We start from the raw sequence: 18,673 nt of genomic DNA on the forward strand, positions 1-18,673 counted from the left end.
TTTCAAGGTGGTTCCCCCTTAACAAGAGTGAAGGATGATGAATGCGCTTTCCTTCTGGTTTCCAGTGTAGCATTCGAGGTTTTCATGAATAAGGGCACAACCATTAGAATAAAGTTCACTATTTTTGGGTTTCCTGCTCCTGCTCCGGGTCCGAGTCCGATTCCGCCATCTCGGCGCGATATTGGCCCGGGCTGCACCCCTCGTATTCCTTGAACAGCTTGTGAAAGTATTTGATCGTCTGATAACCCGTCCGTTCGGCGATCTCCGCGACGGACAGCTTTGTTCGAAGCAGCAGCTCCTTGGCCCGCTGCAGCTTCCTCCGGGTGACGTACTCGCTGAACGTCATGCGCATCTGCTCCTTGAACAGCACGCTGAAGTAGCTCGGGTTCAGCTGGATGGCATCCGCCACCTCCCGCAGGCCGAACACTTGCTCCAGATGCTTGTCCACGTACAGGAGAGCGTCTGCGACGGGTTTGCTGACCGAGGAGCAATCCGTCTCCATGAGACGCGGATCGGCGATTCTGTGCATCATGCTCATCCGATTGCGCTTCTCCCCCGCTTGCAGCGCCTGCTCGACCGCCGCGAGCAGCTTGTCCTTGCCGATCGGCTTGAGCAGGTAGTTGACTACGCCTAATTGGATGGCTTGCTGCGCGTAATCGAACTCGGCATAGCCGGATACGAGCACGACGGCCGGCTTGCGCGTCAGCCCCATCGCCTCGACCTGGCCCGCCAGACTCAGACCGCTGATCTCCGGCATGCGAATGTCGGTGATGAGCAGGTCGATCTCCCGCTCCTTCAGCACCTCCAATGCGGCATGGCCGTTGTCCGCCGTTAAGACGCGATAGCTTCCGTCGCCCCAGCTTTCAAGCATTCTTTGCAGCCCCTGCCGCGTTTTCGGTTCATCGTCAACGATCAATATCGTATACGTTCGCATAGGTTCCACCCGCAGTCATTGATATTTTCAATCTCACGCTCGTGCCCTCTCCGGCCCGGCTGCGAATGGAGATCGGACAAGCGCCTTCGGCTTCCTCGCCGAAATAAAGCTTGATTCTCCGGTACACATTGGCGATGCCCATGCCCGACTTGCGGGATACGACCTGCCCCTTCTCCAGCCCTTCCAGAATCGATCGCAGCGTTTCCTCGTCCATCCCGGCTCCATCGTCCTCGACGGTAATCGCAAGCTCGTCCTCCCGCTCGGTTCGCGCGACCGAAACGGTAACCGTGCCGCTTCCGATCTGCTTCTCAACGCCGTGCAATATCGCGTTTTCCACGAACGGCTGAATCAGAAGCTTGGGCAGCCTGACCGCGCCGAATTCCGGAGAGGTCAGAATTCGCCAGCTCAGCCGCTCCCCGAAGCGCATCTTCATGATGAGCAAGTAGCGTTCGATGTGCTCCAGCTCATCGTTCAACGTGACCCATTCTCCCTTGCCAGGTCCTCCGATGGTGTAGCGAAACAGATCGGACATGGCGACGACGAATTCCGCAAGCTCGTCCTCCGACTTCTCCTGAAGAGACCAGTAGAGCGCTTCCAACGTATTGAACAGGAAGTGAGGATTGATCTGCGCCTGGAGCGCCTTCAGCTCGGTTCGGCTCTGCAGAAGCTCCTTCTCGTAGACAAGCCGTATCAGCTCGTTGATATTGTCCACCATCTGGTTATAGGTCCTGTTCAATTCGTTGATCTCAATCGTCGAGGAGACGATATCCGTCGGCTTCAGCACGCCCAGCCGGGCGCCACGCATCGTCTTGATCAGCCTAAACACCGGCCGGGTAATGATCGTCGAGAGCAGCAGCGACAGCAGGATGAACAGCACCGTGCCGATGCCCGCCGAAGCCAGAATGGCCGTTCGCAGTACCGATATCCCCTGAGTGACGGTCCCCATCGGAGTGAGAATGAACAGCGTCCATCCCGTTACAGCGGAGCGCTGCCGCACAACGATATAGGTTTGATCGCCGGTTTCAATCGTCGCGGTCTCCGAATGATACAGCGCGGCGGCATCCTTCTCGGTGATCGCCGGGTCGTTCGACGCGATGATCTTGCCGTCGCTGCCGACCAGCAGCATCGATTCCGCCTCTCCGTCTCCGGACAGCGGCGATTGGAAGGAAAATACCCCGCGCTTGATCCGCGCAAGCAAATATCCCCCCGGCTCGAAGTTGCTGTCCATCAAGCTGATTCTGCGAATAGCCAGCACCGATTCGGCGTCCGCCGGATCGATGCCGAACCAGATAATGCCGCCTTTCTCGGCGGTCGCCAAGCCGATCCGCTCCTCGCTGATCTTGTCCTCCAGCTTGGCTTCGTCCAGCGGGAACAATCTGCGGCGATCCTGGCCGTATATCTCCACGGATTTAACCCCGTCCGTGTAGGTCTGAACAATATTCACGATCGGCAGCAGCGCCTGACGCTCCGCGAACGTCGCCCTCTGTCCGTTCAACTCGTTCAGAAGCAGCGACTGCACATAAGGATTGGTCGAGACGACCGTCGTAAGCGAGTCGATCTGCTGAAGCATGCCCTCCAGACGGCCGTTCGCCTGAACCGCGGTCTGCTGAATATGCACCTCGGCCTTGCTCTTGAGCAGATTGGACACGGAATCGAATGTAATGATGCCGACAAGCGCGAGGATAATGATCATGACAAGCAGGAAGCCGAACAACATCTGGTTGCGAAGGGTATTGAACTTGGATAGCTTGGACATGGGGGATTGCTGGGTTAGCCGCAAAGGAATCCACCTTTCACCTTTCACCTGTCGTCCGCGATAGCGGAGCCGCTTGTTCTCTCTTGTTCGCCGAGCCGGTCGGTCGGGACGCCCGCAGACCACAAAAAACGGCCGCACCGTCGTCCCTGTCGGACAGCGCAGCCGTTGGCGGCGATGAGTCGGCTTGCCGAGCGCTCGCCGCCCTCCCGTCATTTCACAAACTCAACCTGATAGCCTTTCTTCTCCAGCAAGGAAACCAGCCCTTCCTCGCCTACCATATGCAGGGAGCCGACGGCGATCATATAGGTGCCTTCTTCCCCGTCCCGCAAATAATGATCGACCTTCTTCGCCATCTCGGCATTGCGTTTTCCCAGTATCGCCTCCGAGTATTCGGCATTCAGATCTCCCATCGTCTTGTCGCCCTCGGCATCGAATTGCTCATGAACCGCCTCCAGCTGCTCCAGATCTCCCGCGGTCCACATGTCCAGCAGCTGCTCCAGCCCTTCCTGTGCCGTTGCCGCATTGTCCACTGTCTGGCGAAAATACAGCTTCTGCAGCTCGTCCGAGAATTCGTCGAAGATGTCCAGCTGCGCTTCCATGGACTCCAGCTCAAGAACCGTCTTTCCATCCTTGTGGGCTTGCTTGGCAATATACTGGTCGATTCCGTCCGTCGACATATACTTCATCGCCGGCAAGCTCTCCAGCGTCATCGCCGCATACCAAGGCTCGTAGCGATCGAGCATCGGAGCCCCGGCGGCAAGCAGCGACTTCTTGAGAATTTCCTGGAATTTCTTGTAGTCCCTGCCGTCGACGCGATCCAGCAAGGTCGTGCCTTCCGGCAGTATAGCCCTCTCGTTGACGAGAGCGAGCGTCTTGATCTGATCGACCTTCGTCAAGTCCAGCTCCAGCGCCACGAAATCCGCTTCCTGCAATGCTTGCTCCAAATTCGGATGAAGCGGGTACATCTCCGGTCTGGCGAAGTGGATCGTCCCGACCAGATAGCCGTCGTGCTTGCCGCCGGTCACCTTCCACAGAAAACCGTTGGCCCCGTGCTCCTTCTTCTCCGGCGCTGCGGAGGGAGATTCCTGCCCGGCAGGCGAAGCCGTCGCGGCTGCGGCTGCGGTCTCCGTCGGAATCGGCGTCGCCTTGCTTTCATTCGTCGTATCGGAAGCGCAGGCCGCAAGCACCGCCATCGAGAGGAGCGCAAGCCATATCCAGGCGATTCTTGCCTTACGTTTCATCATTTCATTTCTCCTTCGATTCTTTTCATGAATTCCTCCATCGCGCTGTACCCTTGCTGCCTCAAATACCAGCTGTTCGCGGCCGCTTCGATCATCCCGGCGACGTCTCTACCCGGCTGCAGCTGAATTTCCAGATGCGGGATGCCGACCCCGAGGTAGTCCGTATACTTCTGCTCCAGCTCCAAATCGTTGTTCAGCGCTTGATCCCGCCATGGCGAGAGCTCGATATCGAGCACGATGCGCGTCTCGTCCTGAAATGCCTTCCTTCCGTACAGGCGCACGACGTTAATCAGCCCGATGCTGCGCAGCGCCAGAAATTCCCGCGTCGTCTCGTTGTGCGTGCCGAGAATCGTCTGCGGACTCAGCTTCTTCAGCACCACGATATCGTCCGCAACAAGCCGATGCCCCCGGCGAATAAGCGTATGCGCCGTCTCGCTCTTGCCGATGCCGGATTTTCCGCGCAGCAGGATGCCTATTCCCGATACGTTGATGCACACGCCGTGAACCGCAATCTCGGGAGCAAGCGCCTGCGTGAGATACGAATCGAGCTTGCCCAGAAACTCCGTCGTCGTCTCCTTCGTTCGGAGCAGCGGAATGCCTTCCTGCTGACAGTAGATCATCAAATATTTAAGACCTTCCTGATTGGCGGTCACGATAAAGCAGGGGGGATGATATTTCACGACGTTGCCGATGTGCAGATTGCGCTCTTCCTCTGTCTGCTTGTGCAAATAATTGATTTCCTTGCGTCCCAGCACCTGAACCCGGTTCATGGGAAAGAAATCGAAATAGCCGACGAACTCCAGTCCGGGCCGATGCGCTTTCGATCGGGTGATCTCCCGATCCAGCCGATGCTCGCCCGCCAGAATTTCCAGCTTGAATCTCTCTTGCAGTTGTTTAACCGTAATGGATTTCATCCGCGTCCTCCTCCCGCAGCCCGTCTCTTCGGTTTCTCCGAAGCTCAAGAGCAACAGTGCTTTCATTATAGCAAAAAATAGCGAAGCTTCCAGTTGGCAAGTCGGTCGTTCTTGTCTGCCTGCGAATTCCAACACGTCAGCAACGCAAACAGGCCGAGTCCGGGAGCACCCCTCCGCTCCGGCTCGACCTGTTTGCCTGCGCTTCGCCTTATGCGCGCAGTCTCATAAACGACGGCTTCTTCTCATACCTATGACTATCGAAGGATTGGAGGTCTGATCGCATGAATGTCGACAAGCTTGCGCGTTACTGTCAATTGAAGGCCCGGCTCAAGCAAGCGGAAGATGAGCTGGACCAGCTTCGCAAGGAAATTGTCAGCGAGTTTGCTCAAGACGCCGAATTCAGCTTCGACGATTATACGCTCAGAATCGTCTATCAGGAGAAACGGCATTACAACGATCAGCTGCTGGTCGAAACCTTGCCCGATCCCGAGCTGTGGCGGGTCCTGTTCAAAGCCGATTCGGCGAAGATCAGCGCGCTCGTCAAGGCCGGTCTTCTGACCGAGCAGTCGCTCGACGGCACCTACACGACGGTGCGCACGCCCTATCTCTACGTCACGGCTTCCGTGAAGGAGACGCTGCCCTGAGCCCTAAGCGACCGTTCAGCCTTTGCGCTCCGTCTTGATTCTGTCCGCCAGGCTCGACAGGTCCGCTCCCTTCAAGGCTCCCTCGATCAGCTCCGGCAGCCGGTCCGGGGAACAGCCGAAGCACGGAATGCCGAGTCTGGCCAGCTTCTGGGCGACCGCCTCGTCATAGGATGGTACGCCGTCGTCCGCAAGCGCAAGCAACGCCATCGTCTGGACTCCCGCCTGCCTCATTTCCCCCAATCGGCGAATCATCTCCGCGCGATTGCCGCCCTCGTACAAATCCGACACGAGAATAAACAGCGTTTTTTTCGGTTCGCGAATGAATTGCTCGCAATACTTGATGGACTTGTTGATGTCCGTTCCGCCGCCTAGCTGCACTCCGAACAGCATGTCGACCGGATCCTGGGCACATTGCTCCGTCAGGTCCACCACCTCGGTGTCGAAGACGACGACGCGGGTATCCAGAGCGGGCATGCTCGCGAATATCGAGCCCACTATGGAGGCATAAATGACGGAGTCCGCCATCGAACCGCTCTGGTCGACATCGAGAATGACCGTCCATTCCTTGCTGCGGCGCGCGCGGTCGAAGAAGAATACCCTGTCCGGAATCAACAGCCCGCGTTCCTTGTCGTAATTTTTCAGATTTTTACGAATGGTCGTCTTCCAGTCCAGACCGCTGGACGAGGGCAGCGGCGAATGCTGTCTGCGATTAAGCGCCCCCGTCACGGCTCGCCGCATCTCCTGTTCAAGCCGCTTCGTAATCTCCTCGACAACCGCCGCTACGAGCTGTCTCGCGGCCTCCTTGCCCTTCTCGGGAATTTGCCCCTTCAGCGCAAGCAGCGTAGCGACCATCTGGATGTCCGGCTTGACTTGGGACAGAAGCTCCGGCTCGAACAGCAGCTGCTTGAGCCCTTTCCGTTCGATCGCATCCGCCTGAATGACGGATACGATATCCGAAGGAAACAGCGACCGGACATCCCCCAGCCATTTCGAGAGACGGGGAGCCGATTTGCCCAAGCCCGCCTTGCGGCTGCCCGCTGCGCCTCCGCTATCCAGCATTCCCGTCGTATCGTCGTAGATGGCGGCAAGCGCGGCGTCGCGCAGCAGCTCCTCCTCGTTCAGCAGCCCGCCGCCCGGGGAAGCGGACATCGCTTCGAGCTTTTCCTCCGATGCCGCGCCGAGAATCAACCGCCACCTCTTCAGCTTCTCTTGCTCCATTTCTCTCATAGGCTACAGGTCTCCAAAGTCGAATTCGTTAAGTTCATCCAGCTTCCTCTTCTCCTCGTCGCCCAGCGGCTGCTGCAGCCGCTCGCTCGTTTCCTCCGCTCCGGCTCCCCACAGATCGCCCAGCAATTCCGTGACCGTCGCCCGCTCTCGCGGCTCGAATCCGGAGAACGCCCGGCGCAGAAACACAAGAGACCGGTAGAACGGCTCCTCGTCCAGCGAATTGACGTACGCATCCAGTTGCTCCCACAGCGCCGTGCGAGACAGCAGCGCGTAACGGTTCCGCATCGACAGCCCCTCGAACCAGCCCGCGCCCAGATCGGCGGGAACGCCGGGAGACAAGCGGCGCGACACCTCCTGCGAGCAGGCTTCGGCGGACACCTCGTTGCGCTCCAGCATAATCGCGAAAGTAAACCCCGACAGCTTGGCATTGCGGTCATCCCGCGAAGCCAGCTCCCGAAGCTGCCCGAGCCACAGCTCCTCGTCGACCTCCTCGTAATGCTCCTGCGCGACAGCGTTCAGCTGCTGAATCGCCTCGGCCCTCGCTCCGGCAGCTTCATCGTTGCAGTTCGCCGCATCGAGGAGCAGCAGGCTCCCCCGCAGAAACAGCTGGCGAAGCAGGGGCACCAGCGACCCGGTATCGAGTCTGCGGACGGATCCGAACCGGATCAACGCCGACAGCTCGAAGGCCGCCGCCGCAATCTGCTCGAAGCTGCCCGCTTCAACGGCCAATTCCTGCAAGACCCGCGTGGCTTCGCCCATCGCATCGGTCAACCGGCATTCGCAAGCCGTGCGAATAAGCTTGGCGGCTTCCGCAAGATCGGGCGAGCCTTGCAGCCGTTCATACAGCGCATAAGCGGCGGCGACTTGAATCGTCTCGCCCTTAAGCGTCGATTCGACAGCCTGAATCTCGGCTTCCGGCGTCCACTGCAGCACCCAGCGTTCCGCCCAGGAAGCGGCCTGCTGATTCGTTTCCTGCTTGCGGGCGAATCCGATGCCAAGGACGGCCAACCGATGCAGCAGAACCGAGCGATGCAAATCCAGATAGGCGGCTTCCTCCGATTTCACGCGGCGATTTTCCCTTAGATCCAGCTCCAGTTCCTGAGCTACGGCAGTTCTGTACTTCTCCAGCTTGAGCCGCTTGATCTCGCGATTCAGATCGTCCTGTACGGGAGTCTGGCTAACCCCCTCGGGCAGCTTGCCGATCTTCGTCCCCACATCGATGCGGGCCAGCGCTTCGGCAATGACCGAATATTCCCCGTTGCCGAGGCAGACGACGGCCGCGTCCCGCAGGTCCTTCCAGGTCGGCTGGCTTCCGCCCTTCATGAAGGCCAGCGCCCCGGCCAACCTCACCCCCTCGATGACGGAAGCGGTCGAACGGTGCGTCCCCGCTTCGCGCAGCAGCGTCGCCAGCCGGGTCAGATAGATCGTCGGCAGCTCAGCCAGCCGGTTCTCGTTCAGGCACTCCCAGAACAATTGATAATAAGCGGGGGCCTGATTGCCGGCCCCGTAGCCGGAGTGCGTAGATAATTTGTAGTACGTGTAAGGCATCAGCGTCAGCCTCGTCGCCGCCGACGGCAGCTTGCCCCATTCCTCGTCGCCCATCGCAGGGAGAGCAAGATCCAGCGCCGAGGCGTGGTGGGCTCCCGTTACGACGACAATGCGTTCCGCCGGATGTCCGGCGGCCATCGTTTCCAGGATTCGGCGGCGCATAAACGCCTCGCGCAGCTCGTTATAGGCGGTCTCTCGCGGGTCGGCTCCTCTTTCGTCCGCTTCCGTCAGCTCCCTCATGCTCGCCGAGAACGCATGGATCGCTTCGCGGTAGGCGCCCTGGTTCAGGTTGTGCTCGAAGCTGCGCTCCCAGTAGGCTTCGTAATCGGGCTCATCCGCCAGCTCGGCGATCTTGCGGTAGAGCGCATGCTGCCGCAGGGCGTAGTCGACACGGATATCCCGCGCAGAGCGTCGCTCGGCCGCATCCTCCTCCGAAATCTCGTCCGCCCCGTTTCCGTCGCTCTCATCCCTTAACTGCTGCAACGCCAGCGCGTTTCCCGTCGGCAAGTCGATGAATTCGCATACCGCGCGATGCCGCGAAGCCCACAAGAAGGCCTGGTACTCCGGCGAATAAGCCGCAAGCGGAAAAAGCAGCGTCCGAACCGGCATCCGATCGGTGTAGGCCAACAGCGCTACCGGAGGCTCCACTCCCCTTGAGGCCAGCTGACCGATAAATCCGCTCGCATCGCTCGGGCCCTCGACCAGCACCGCCGTTGGCCTTACCTCGTCCAGAAAAGCTCTCAATTGATAAGCGCCGGACGGAGACAGATGCCTTACGCCGAACACATGCACCCGCTCCCTCGCCCCGTTCAACCGTTCAGCTCCCGGCAAGCGTTGTACAGGCTTCGCCATTCCGATCCCCGCTTCTTCATGACATTGTCCAGGTATTCCTTCCAGATGCGGCGATCCTTCTCTTCGTCCTTGACGATCGCTCCTTGCAGGCATGCCGCGAGATCCTCATCGGCCACCTCTCCCGTGCCGAAGCTCGCCGCCAGCGCCATGCTTCCGGTCAGCAGCGAGATGGCCTCCGCCGTCGAGATCACGCCGCTTGGCGGCTTGACCTTCTCTTTATTGTCCAAGGTCGCGCCGCCCCGGAGCTCGCGGAAAATCGTGACGACCTTATGGACGGCCTCCTCCTGGGGCAGCGCGGCTTGCAGCTCGTAATTGGCGGCAATCTCCGCGACGCGGCGGTTTACGATGTCCACCTCCGTGGCGATATCCGCAGGCGAGGGCAGCACGATAATATTGAATCTTCGCTTGAGCGCCGCCGACATCTCGTTCACTCCCCGGTCGCGGGTATTGGCTGTGGCGATGACGGAGAAGCCCTTAGCTGCGGACAGCTCGCGGCCCAGCTCGGGAATCGAGATCGTCTTCTCCGATAGGATGGAGATCAGCGCATCCTGCACCTCCGAAGCGCAGCGGGAAATTTCCTCGAACCTCGCGATTCCCCCCTCCTCCATCGCCCGATAGATCGGACTCTTGAGAAGAGCCGCGTCCGAAGGGCCCTGCGCCAGCAGCATCGCGTAGTTCCAGGAATACCGAATGTGCTCCTCGCTCGTGCCTGCCGTCCCCTGAATCACCTTCGATGAATCTCCGTAGATCGCCGCCGTCAGATTTTCCGACAGCCAGGACTTCGCCGTCCCAGGCTCTCCGATCAGCAGCAAAGCGCGATCGGTCAGCAGCGTAGCGATCGCCATCTCGACCAGCCGCCTGTGGCCGATATATTTCGGCCGAATGCCGACGCCTCCCGCTTGGCCTCCCGTTATGAAGGTCAATACCGCCCTCGGCGACAGCTTCCAGCCCGGAGGCTTCGCGTCCCCGTCGGAAGCGGCCAGCGCCTCCAGCTCCTGCGCATACTGAATTTCGGACGATCGCCTCAAAATGGAATCCGCTTGCTTCATGTTATAAGAACCCCTTCTCATTGCTTCCGCCGATGCTCGCGGCTTCCGTCTTTAATCTCAGCTCATCTGCGATCTCCAGCACTTGCTCGCGAACGCTTGGATAATGAAGCTTCTCCGCTTGCAAGGCTAGCTTCTCCCCGTATACTCCCGGCAGCTGCCTCAGCAGCAGAGCCTGCTCGGGATACAAATAATAGATCATACGCCGCTTGCCCGATTCCAGAACATCCATCAGCACCTCCGGCGCCTCGGGGCAGCCGAGCTTGAACAGAGCGAGCAGAGCGTGAATGATCTCCGAGTCCGTAAAATCCTTCTTGGCCGCGCATTTGGCTTTGAGGTACTCCACCGTCAAGGCGTCCGCCTCCCAAGCCAATCTGCACACGGCCTCCAACTCGTCGATGCGGATGAACACTCCCAGCCAGCGGCGATCGATCGGGCGCGGCCGATCCGGGCTTCTTCCGTACTCCTCTTCCTCCAGATCCTCCTCTAAATCCTCCGTCATCCCGTCGGTCACCGGAGGCAAATATCTTTTGAAGAAGTCCCCGAGCTCCGTTCTTTTCTCGCTGGCGGCATACTTCGAGAAGCGCTCGTACACCTGCTCCGGATCGAGGCTTTCTACCGCCGCATGCAGGCTATAGCTCAGGAAACGGCCTTTGTGCCTATCCGCGAGCGAGATTGTGAGGCTTCTGGCCTCCTCGGAGGAGTCGTCGACGAGCAAGCGCACGGCTGTTCTCTGCAGCCCCAGCGGCGCATGAACGACAAAGGCCTGATCGGACAACAAATCCTGTAGCAGGCCAAAGGCTTCCGGCGATGAATGACCATACAGAGCGTCAAGCGACGCTTGCAGGGGCGCCCAGACTTCTTCCCCCTTCTTGACGTTCAGAAGCGCAGCCTCCCCGGCCTCTCTCGCATAAGCGACGACGCGCCGGTGCAAATCCGCGTCCCGGCTTTGCGCGATCGCCTCCACCGCCAGCTCCCTGTCCTTGGACAAGAGCGCTTTATAGATGCGATCCGAAGCGTTGGCAGTGCCCAGCGCCGCCAGCGCCAGCAGCGCGGAACGGCGAATCTCCTTGCGCTTCTCGTTGGTCTGCGACAGCAGGAAGGCTTCCTGATCCGCGAAGTTGCCGAGCAGTTCGATCGCCGTCGACCGCACTTCCGGCGAGCCCTCCGCTCCTATGCGCAAGAGCAGTTCCTTGGCTCCCTCGCCCTGCAAGCGGTAGATCAGCCGCAGCTTGCGCGAATCTCCCTTGCCGCCGTCCGGCCGAAAATGCTGGAGCAGCACCGGGAGCGCTGCGTTGCCGAACCGGGGAACAATCCGCTCCTCCACCAGCTCGGGAATTTCCGCATAGCTGTCGTCCAATGCGGCCACAACCGGCACCAGAAGCCGATAGTCCCGAATCGTACCTTCCTCGCAAGCCTGCCGAATGACTTCAAGCCTTCCCTGGCCTTTCTCCGTCAACGCTTCAATAACCGGCTGAAGCTTCCGGTAAGGCTGGAAGACGTAATCGAACGAGACGGTCCCGGAAAGCGGCGTCGTCTCGGCTTGAAGATCGGTCCTGCCCTGCGTATGCAGGATCGAATGAAGCAGCGCGGACAAGTCCAGCAGCTTCTCGTCCGACTCTTCAGGCCGGGCGTTGACGGTCTGCTCCACAGCCTGCGCCACGCGGTTGAATACCGGCGAAGCCTCTCCCAGCTTGCGGACGGTGGGCAGCAGCTTGCCCAGCCGCAGATCGCCGTGAGCCAGCTTGCTCCCGGCGATGAATAATCTCCTTGTCTCCTGATGGAGCTCGTGCAAGGTCTCTATGCTCATCCTGTAGTCCTCCCTTACAAGCTAATACAATAAGCGTACTACGCCGTTGTTCGATACGATGCTAAGCGGCTGCGCCATTAATCGATTGCTCTCCAGATCATGCTCGAACATCAGCAGCGCCGCCTGATTGTTCAAGTCCTCGTTGCCCAGCAGGGGCAGCAGATGGGTCGTAGGCTGCTGCAGGCAGGGCAGGTCCGCAAGCGCAAGAAGGTTGCCCTGAATGTCCTTCAGAGCATAGCTTCCATTCGCTTCGACAATCTGACTGTAAGCCAGCAGCACAGCCGGATGCTTGTCGGACAGTGGGTTTTTGATCTGGCCCTTGACCCGCTTAATCGCTTCCGGAATGCTCTGAACCGCCGCGCTTCGAGCGGATTCGAACGTCGCCGTGTCCGGCTGCTCGAACGTCTGGGTCTCCCAGCGGACTCTAGCGTTCAACTCGCCCGGATAGACGAACAGCTCGTCGACGCTTGCGAGATGGAATGCCGAATCGTCCTCCTTCATATGCTTGGCCGCCCTGTACGGACGGTACGTGCGGGTCACGCAGACATCGCCCGCGCCCAGCTCGAGCCAGAAGCCTTCGTCCACGAACTCTCCTCGCGCGTCGTCTCCGTAAGATCGGAAAGCCAGCTGCAGCAGGCGGGAATCGCGGCGCGTCAGTCCTCTCTCCCGCAGCTCCGCAAGCTGCCAGGCATGGCCAATCGCTTCCTCCAGCGTCGATTCGGCATCCGGAGGCAGATCGGGATTGTCGCGCCTTGCGGTGAGATGCTCGCGGCTTTTCTTCAATAGAGAATGCAGCAGCGTCATGCGTCCGGCTGCCCGGGTGTACACCGTCTCCCGGTCCTCCTTCGATTGCAGGTCGAGCAGCAGCCCCCGGAAAGCCGTCTGTACGCCGGGTATGTAATAATTGCCCAACTGCTTGCATTGATCCGCAACCAGTTGAACCGTCTTCTTGTCCGCGCTTCCCAAGCCAGCTTGCACAAGGCTTCTCAGCAGCTTCTCCGCGACAGCCAGACCCTCCAGCTGCGCAGCCGCTTTCTTGATCGAAGCGGATTTGTTCGTCTTGCGCTTGACCGGCTCCGTCGGCTCCGCAGCCGCCGATTCGCGCTTCTTCTCCTCGCGCTTCTCAGCCTTCTCCCGTTTGTCCGCGATCTCCTGCGGCACTTCAGCCGGAGCGAAGGGCTTGCCGGCGGCATACGCGTAGAGAAGCCCGAGCAGATGCTTGCACGGAAACTGGCGACTCGGGCACGAGCAGCGAAATACCGGACTGTCCGGCTTCAGGAAATCCGCCGAGCAGCGGTAAGGCTCCTTACCGCTTCCCTTGCACTCTCCGAACAACAGCGTATGGTCCTCGGAATGCGACAATTGCTGAAAGCTGTTTTTCTTGACCAGATCCTTGCCGTTCTTGATTGCGGCCGCGTTGAGGGCCAGACTGTCCACGTAGGCCTCAGTTAAGTTGTTCATCGCCATCCCTCTCATTGGTAGAATCATCCCTTATTTAATTAACCGTTGCTCTGGAGATATCCTCTCCAGATGGGGAAATTTGGGTAGCGAGTCCGACAATCGCCCCATACTTCCCAAATATATTCGAGACTTTATCCCTTCAATCCCCTCCTACGAAAGTACCTGGCCGGACCGGGAGTCAATCCGCTTCACCTGGTGAACTGCCCGTTAGACCAAGTCCATATAAAAGAGGAAGAGACGGCTCAGGAGAACTTCTCCCTACGCCGTCTCTTCTCTATTGCGATCAGTTGCAGCTATCGCGCTTTTGTAGACGTTCAATTCAGGCTAAGACGCCGAATAACGGAAGCGATACGAGCCGGAGCCGACCGCGAGCCGTACTCCTTCGTCTGTCTCCTCGCAAGAAACGACGCCTTCGGCGGCTTGCAACGGCACGTCGCTCTCCGTCACGTCCGCCAACCGCGCTCCCGGCAGCAAAATGTCCGCTCCGGCGTTAGCCGGGATATCGACGCCGACGAATACTTCGCCGCCTTCCTCGCGCCACTCGGACCCGATTCGCCCGTAGGCGGACTCAAAGCTTGCCCGTGCCGAGGTCAACCCCTCGGCGCCGAGTCCCGGACGAATTCGAACCCGCTTGTAAGCCGGAGCGCTCTCGTCCATATCCAGTCCCGCCACGTATCGGTACATCCAATCCCCGATCGCACCATAGGCATAGTGATTGTAGGAGTTCATGTCGTCGCTCCAGAAGGAGCCGTCCGGCTTGATGCCGTCCCAGTGCTCCCAGATCGTCGTGGCCCCCTTCGAGATCGAATACAGCCATGACGGATAGGTATCCTGCAGCAGCAGCTTCACGGCGGTGTCGTGATAGCCGTTCTCCGACAGCGCCAGACACAGATACGGCGTGCCGACGAAGCCGGTGTCCAGATGGCAGCCGTTCTTCAGCACCAGCTCGTTCAGATCGGCGGCAATCCGCTTGCGGTCTTCGTCGTCGAGCAGTTCGAACACGAGCGGCAAAATGTTCGCCGTCTGGGTCGACGCGGCCATCCTTCCCTCGGAGGTAAGGAACGCCTCCCGGAACTTGGCCACGATTCCTTCCAGCAGCCTGCCGTACTCTCTGGCCTCCTCGTCCTTGCCGAGTACGGCGGCCGCATCGCGCAAAATACGCGTCGACAGCGCATAGTAGGCCGTAGCGACCAGTTCGACCGGAGTCGCGCCGAAATAGCTGCCTTCGTGGGCGTCCAGCGCCAACCAGTCGCCGAAGTGGAAGCCCGAGTTCCATAGACTCTCTTCGTCGCCTTGGGCGCGAATGAACTCTACCCATGCCTTCATGCTTCCGTATTGCTCCTCCAGCAAGCGGCGGTCGCCGTAGACTTGATAGACGGTCCAGGGACAGACCGTAGCCGCGTCGCCCCATGCCGACGAAGTATACGTCTCGTCTCCCCACATGGTCGACGTGTAATTCTCAAGGGCGTTCGGCACGACGTAAGGTACGCTGCCGGTTTCGCGTTGATCCGCTTTCAGATCGCGCAGCCATTTCGTAAAAAACGGGCCGACATGATAATTAAAAGCCGCCGTTCGAATGAACACCTGGGCGTCTCCGGTCCAACCGAGCCTCTCGTCGCGCTGCGGGCAGTCGGTAGGCACGTCCAGGAAATTGCCTCGTTGCCCCCATACGATGTTTTGCTGCAAGCGATTGACCATCGGGTTCGAGCATTCGAAGCTGCCCGTCGGCTTCATGTCCGTGTGCAGCACCTCGGCGACGAATCCGCTCGCCAGACGCTCGTCCGACAGATGCTCTAGTCCTTCCACCTGCACGTATCGGAAGCCCTGGAACGTAAAATGCGGCGCGAAGGAGACGCTGCCGGCTTCTCCGGCGATGTATTCGACCGTCTGCTTGGCTTTGCGCAGGTTGCCGACATAGAAATTCCCGTGCTTGTCGAGCACCTCCGCGTGACGCAGGCGGATATGAGCGCCGGCCGGCAGATCAAGCGTGAGGACCATCCGTCCGACGAGGTTCTGCCCCATGTCGAGCACCCTGTCTCCTTGCGGCGTGCGAAGAACGGACTGCGGAGCAAGCGTTTCGACAACGCGGGTCGGATCGTTCTCCTGCGCCGCGAGCTGCCCGTAGCCGAGCCGAACCGTCGTCGTTCCATGCCATTGCCCGGCCTTCTCGCCGGCTTCGCTCCAGCCCGCGCGTTCCAGGCGCGCGTCGTACAGCTCCCCGGCGTACAGCTCGGACATCCGGATGGGGCCTGTCGCCGCTTCCCACGTCGGATCGGTGGCGACCCACTCTTCGCTTCCGTCCTCGTAACGCACGCAAAGCTGCAGCAAGGCCGCCCTTCTATCCCCATATATGTTTCGCTTGCTCAGCCATGTCAGCTCACCCTTATACCAACCATCGCCAAGCACGATTCCGATGACGTTCTCACCGCTGCGCAGCATATCGGTAACGTCGTAGGTTTGATACTGATGGCGCTCGCGGTAGCTTGTCCAGCCCGGCGCCAGCACGTCTTCGCCGACCCGCGCGCCGTTCGCGTACAGCTCGTACACGCCGGCCGCCGTCGCATAGATCCGGGCGCTGCGAATGCCTTGCTTCGCCCGAAAGCCTTTTCTCAACAGAAACGCTTCCTTCGCGTGCGGATCGATCGCCTCCGGATCAGGCGTTATCCAATCCGCCAGCCACTCCTCCGAGGACAGCAGCCCCGTCTCCCACCAAGCGGGACGGCTCCATTCCGTCTCGCGGCCGTCATTGTCCCATAGCTTTACCCGATAATAATAACGGGTTCTCGAGCGGACGGGCGGCCCGCCATACTCCACCAGCACGGAACGGTCCGATTCGATGCGGCCCGAATCCCAGACCGGAGATCCGAAGCCCTCCTCCGACTCCGCCGTTTGAATGCGGTAAGCGCTCTGGCTTGTCCCTCTACTAACCGATGCTAGCTTCCAGCCGAACCTCGGAACCCGCACATCGGTTCCAAGCAATTGCTCGCGATATTCGCTAGTGAGCGAATGAACGCCGAAATCCGCCATGTCACTTCTCCTCTCGTTCCGCCTTATCCGTTCGGATAGACGATGACCTTCAAGCTTCCGCTCTTGTTGTTCAGGGCACGCTCCATCGCTTCCTGCGTCCGGTCCAGCGAATAGCGGTCCGTAACCAGCGTACGGACATCCGCGATGCCGGAAGCCAGTATCTCAATGCCCGCCGCATAAGTGTCGGCATAGCGAAACACGCCGTAAATATCGACCTCGTGATCGGTGATGAAATGAACGTTCAACGGAATTTCCGCTTCCACGGGAAGACCGACGACGGCAAGCTTTCCGCCGCGTTTCAGCGACAGCAGCGCAGACTGCAGCGCTCTGGGATTGCCGGCCGTCTCCCAGGCGACATCGACGCCCGAGCCGCCGTTCAGCGCCTTGATCGTCTCCACCGCGTCCTGCTCGCGAACGTTGATGGCGTGCGTAGCTCCCAGTCTCTTGGCGGCTTCCAGACGGACAGGCTCCAGATCGGTGACGTAAATCCGGCTGGCCCCGTAGGCTCTTGCCGCGACGACGGCCAGCAGGCCGACCGGCCCCATGCCCATGATCGCCACGGAAGACCCCGGCTTCAAGCCGGTCCGGTTCGCGGCGTGAATGCCGACAGAGAACGGCTCGATCAACGCCGCTTCTTCATAGCTCAGGCTGTCGGGGATCGGGAACAGATAGTCCTCCCTCATCTTCACGTATTGGGCGAACGCCCCGTCGATCGGCGGCGTGGCGAAAAACTCGACCTCGGGGCACAGGTTGTATTTGCCCGACTTGCAGGCGGAGCAGCGACCGCATGTCGTCTGCGGCTCGATCGCCACCCGGTCGCCCGGTTTCAGTCGGGTAACCGCCTTGCCCACGGCCACGACCTCCCCTGCGCATTCGTGGCCGAGAATCATCGGATACCGGACGATCGCGCTGCCGATTTTGCCATGCTCGAAATAATGCACGTCCGAGCCGCATACGCCGACCGCCATGACCTTGACGAGCGCTTCATGCTCGTCGGGCTGCGGAACCGGCCTTTCCTCCGTGACGATCAGCCGAGGCTCCGTCATGACGGCTGCCTTCATCATTGCGGGAACAGTCATTCCAATCCCCCTCCTCTTAAGTGCCGCAATTCGGGCACGATATGAATCGGCCTGTCGTTCAATAGACCGCCCACCAGATTGTTCGCCGCCGTCATCGCCATCTCGTAGCGGGTTTTCGCCGTCGCCGAGCCGATATGCGGCAGCGTGACGACGTTGGGCAGCGACAGCAGCGGGTGACCGGCCTTCACGGGCTCCCGCTGATAGACGTCCAGCCCAGCCGCGAAGATTTGTCGGTTTCTCAGCGCCGCCTCCAGAGCCTCTTCGTCCACCAGTTGTCCCCGGGATGCGTTGATGAATACCGCCGACGGCTTCATCCTCCCGAAATGCTCGGCCCGAATCATATTGGCGGTTTCCGGCGTGAACGGAGCGAGTACGACGACGAAATCCGCTTGCTCCAGCAATTGCTCAAGCGTGCGGAATTGCGCGCCGAAGGCTTGCTCGGCGACCGGCTTGCGAGAACGGCCGCTGTACAGCACATTCATGCCGAAGCCGAGCGACGCTCTGCGCGCCACCGCCTCCCCGATTCTGCCCATGCCGACGATTCCGATCGTCGCATGATGCACATCCATGCCGTAATGGGCTTCCCCTCCGCAGCCGGGCTCCCCCCATTTGCCTTGCTTGACCTGGGCGTCCAGCTCGGGAACTCTCCTCGCCGCCGCTAGCATCAAGGCAAAGACGAGATCCGCAACGGTATCGTCAAGAACGAAGGGCGTATGCGTGCCGATCACGCCGCGTTCCCTCATCGCCCCAAGATCAAAATTATCGTAGCCGACCGATTGATTGCTGACGATTCTCAGCTTGCTCGCCGCATTCAGCAGCTCGGAATCGATCCGAACATCGTTTGTAAGCAAGCCTTCGACTTCCCATATTCCTTCTAGCAGCTTCTCCCGGCTGACGGGATTGGCTTGCGGCTCGATCAGCTCGCAGCGCTCCCGGATAATCCGCTTCGCTTCTTCCGGCAGCGGCTTCAGCACAAGCACCTTGGGCATCGCCATCCTATTTCCTCCATTGCTTCCGTCATCTATCGTCCGACTATCGCGGCCGATACACTTCAAAAGTATCATAACTCCTTCAAGGGTACATTAACTTTAGCGAATCGAGTGCACTATCTTTAGGCCTGTTGCTTCCCTTTGT

At 59.8% G+C, this 18,673-nt stretch carries 13 protein-coding genes; 1 reads left to right on the plus strand and 12 read right to left on the minus strand.

Annotated features, from left to right (window positions below; all coding sequences use genetic code 11):
* Positions 1–118 precede the first annotated feature (118 nt).
* The 4 genes from ACFO1S_RS25645 to hprK are packed head-to-tail and all read right to left on the minus strand — an operon-like array spanning position 119 to position 4,845.
* Positions 119–934: a response regulator transcription factor gene (locus ACFO1S_RS25645; protein ID WP_204606032.1), complete on the minus strand. Its 816-nt coding sequence runs from the start codon at positions 932–934 to the stop codon at positions 119–121.
* Positions 906–2,903 carry a cache domain-containing sensor histidine kinase gene (locus tag ACFO1S_RS25650; RefSeq protein WP_378127818.1) on the minus strand — a complete coding sequence of 666 codons (1,998 nt, stop codon included), beginning with the start codon at positions 2,901–2,903 and terminating at the stop codon, positions 906–908. Before ACFO1S_RS25650 ends, ACFO1S_RS25645 begins: the two co-directional genes overlap by 29 nt.
* Positions 2,900–3,934 (minus strand): TraB/GumN family protein, encoded by a 1,035-nt coding sequence (locus ACFO1S_RS25655; RefSeq protein ID WP_204606031.1) that lies wholly within the window; start codon positions 3,932–3,934, stop codon positions 2,900–2,902. Before ACFO1S_RS25655 ends, ACFO1S_RS25650 begins: the two co-directional genes overlap by 4 nt.
* Positions 3,931–4,845, minus strand: coding sequence for an HPr(Ser) kinase/phosphatase (hprK, locus tag ACFO1S_RS25660; protein WP_204606030.1), 915 nt, complete (start codon positions 4,843–4,845; stop codon positions 3,931–3,933). Before hprK ends, ACFO1S_RS25655 begins: the two co-directional genes overlap by 4 nt.
* 281 nt (positions 4,846–5,126) lie before the next feature.
* Between hprK and ACFO1S_RS25665 the strand changes: the two genes are divergently transcribed.
* Positions 5,127–5,489 carry a Z-ring associated ZapG family protein gene (locus ACFO1S_RS25665; protein ID WP_204606029.1) on the plus strand — a complete coding sequence of 121 codons (363 nt, stop codon included), beginning with the start codon at positions 5,127–5,129 and terminating at the stop codon, positions 5,487–5,489.
* Positions 5,490–5,504: 15 nt separating this feature from the next.
* On the opposite strand, the gene ACFO1S_RS25670 is transcribed toward ACFO1S_RS25665, so the two are convergent.
* The 8 genes from ACFO1S_RS25670 to ACFO1S_RS25705 form a co-directional block, all read right to left on the minus strand.
* Positions 5,505–6,716, minus strand: a complete 1,212-nt coding sequence (locus tag ACFO1S_RS25670) for a VWA domain-containing protein (protein ID WP_204606028.1) — start codon at positions 6,714–6,716, stop codon at positions 5,505–5,507.
* A 3-nt stretch (positions 6,717–6,719) separates the two neighbouring features.
* On the minus strand, positions 6,720–9,116 hold the full coding sequence (locus ACFO1S_RS25675) for a DUF5682 family protein (RefSeq protein WP_204606027.1): 2,397 nt from the start codon (positions 9,114–9,116) through the stop codon (positions 6,720–6,722).
* Entirely contained in the window at positions 9,074–10,165 is a 1,092-nt protein-coding gene (locus tag ACFO1S_RS25680; RefSeq protein WP_204606026.1) for an ATP-binding protein, read from the minus strand. The genes ACFO1S_RS25675 and ACFO1S_RS25680 overlap by 43 nt, the downstream gene beginning before the upstream one ends.
* Before the next feature lies 1 nt (position 10,166).
* Positions 10,167–11,972, minus strand: a complete 1,806-nt coding sequence (locus tag ACFO1S_RS25685; RefSeq protein ID WP_204606025.1) for a HEAT repeat domain-containing protein — start codon at positions 11,970–11,972, stop codon at positions 10,167–10,169.
* A gap of 21 nt (positions 11,973–11,993) precedes the next feature.
* Positions 11,994–13,433, minus strand: coding sequence for an SWIM zinc finger family protein (locus tag ACFO1S_RS25690; RefSeq protein WP_204606024.1), 1,440 nt, complete (start codon positions 13,431–13,433; stop codon positions 11,994–11,996).
* Between the two features lie 324 nt (positions 13,434–13,757).
* The gene (locus tag ACFO1S_RS25695) at positions 13,758–16,460 is read right to left on the minus strand and encodes a family 78 glycoside hydrolase catalytic domain (protein ID WP_204606023.1); all 2,703 of its coding nucleotides are present in this window, start codon (positions 16,458–16,460) and stop codon (positions 13,758–13,760) included.
* A gap of 23 nt (positions 16,461–16,483) precedes the next feature.
* Complete coding sequence (locus tag ACFO1S_RS25700) at positions 16,484–17,539, minus strand: NAD(P)-dependent alcohol dehydrogenase (RefSeq protein WP_378127822.1); 1,056 nt, start codon at positions 17,537–17,539, stop codon at positions 16,484–16,486.
* A complete protein-coding gene (locus tag ACFO1S_RS25705; RefSeq protein ID WP_204606022.1) occupies positions 17,536–18,534 on the minus strand; it encodes a 2-hydroxyacid dehydrogenase in 999 nt (332 codons plus the stop codon). The genes ACFO1S_RS25700 and ACFO1S_RS25705 overlap by 4 nt, the downstream gene beginning before the upstream one ends.
* Between the last annotated feature and the right edge of the window lie 139 nt (positions 18,535–18,673).

Origin of the sequence: Cohnella boryungensis, assembly GCF_042651945.1 — a bacterium.
Classification (GTDB): domain Bacteria; phylum Bacillota; class Bacilli; order Paenibacillales; family Paenibacillaceae; genus Cohnella; species Cohnella boryungensis.

What these genes read in the sequence shown, in the direction of transcription:
- ACFO1S_RS25645 (WP_204606032.1), bottom strand. Translation starts at nt 934, where the DNA reads ATGCGAACGTATACGATATTGATCGTTGACGATGAACCGAAAACGCGG.
- ACFO1S_RS25650 (WP_378127818.1), bottom strand. Translation starts at nt 2,903, where the DNA reads ATGACGGGAGGGCGGCGAGCGCTCGGCAAGCCGACTCATCGCCGCCAA.
- ACFO1S_RS25655 (WP_204606031.1), bottom strand. Translation starts at nt 3,934, where the DNA reads ATGATGAAACGTAAGGCAAGAATCGCCTGGATATGGCTTGCGCTCCTC.
- hprK (WP_204606030.1), bottom strand. Translation starts at nt 4,845, where the DNA reads ATGAAATCCATTACGGTTAAACAACTGCAAGAGAGATTCAAGCTGGAA.
- ACFO1S_RS25665 (WP_204606029.1), top strand. Translation starts at nt 5,127, where the DNA reads ATGAATGTCGACAAGCTTGCGCGTTACTGTCAATTGAAGGCCCGGCTC.
- ACFO1S_RS25670 (WP_204606028.1), bottom strand. Translation starts at nt 6,716, where the DNA reads ATGAGAGAAATGGAGCAAGAGAAGCTGAAGAGGTGGCGGTTGATTCTC.
- ACFO1S_RS25675 (WP_204606027.1), bottom strand. Translation starts at nt 9,116, where the DNA reads ATGGCGAAGCCTGTACAACGCTTGCCGGGAGCTGAACGGTTGAACGGG.
- ACFO1S_RS25680 (WP_204606026.1), bottom strand. Translation starts at nt 10,165, where the DNA reads ATGAAGCAAGCGGATTCCATTTTGAGGCGATCGTCCGAAATTCAGTAT.
- ACFO1S_RS25685 (WP_204606025.1), bottom strand. Translation starts at nt 11,972, where the DNA reads ATGAGCATAGAGACCTTGCACGAGCTCCATCAGGAGACAAGGAGATTA.
- ACFO1S_RS25690 (WP_204606024.1), bottom strand. Translation starts at nt 13,433, where the DNA reads ATGAACAACTTAACTGAGGCCTACGTGGACAGTCTGGCCCTCAACGCG.
- ACFO1S_RS25695 (WP_204606023.1), bottom strand. Translation starts at nt 16,460, where the DNA reads ATGGCGGATTTCGGCGTTCATTCGCTCACTAGCGAATATCGCGAGCAA.
- ACFO1S_RS25700 (WP_378127822.1), bottom strand. Translation starts at nt 17,539, where the DNA reads ATGACTGTTCCCGCAATGATGAAGGCAGCCGTCATGACGGAGCCTCGG.
- ACFO1S_RS25705 (WP_204606022.1), bottom strand. Translation starts at nt 18,534, where the DNA reads ATGGCGATGCCCAAGGTGCTTGTGCTGAAGCCGCTGCCGGAAGAAGCG.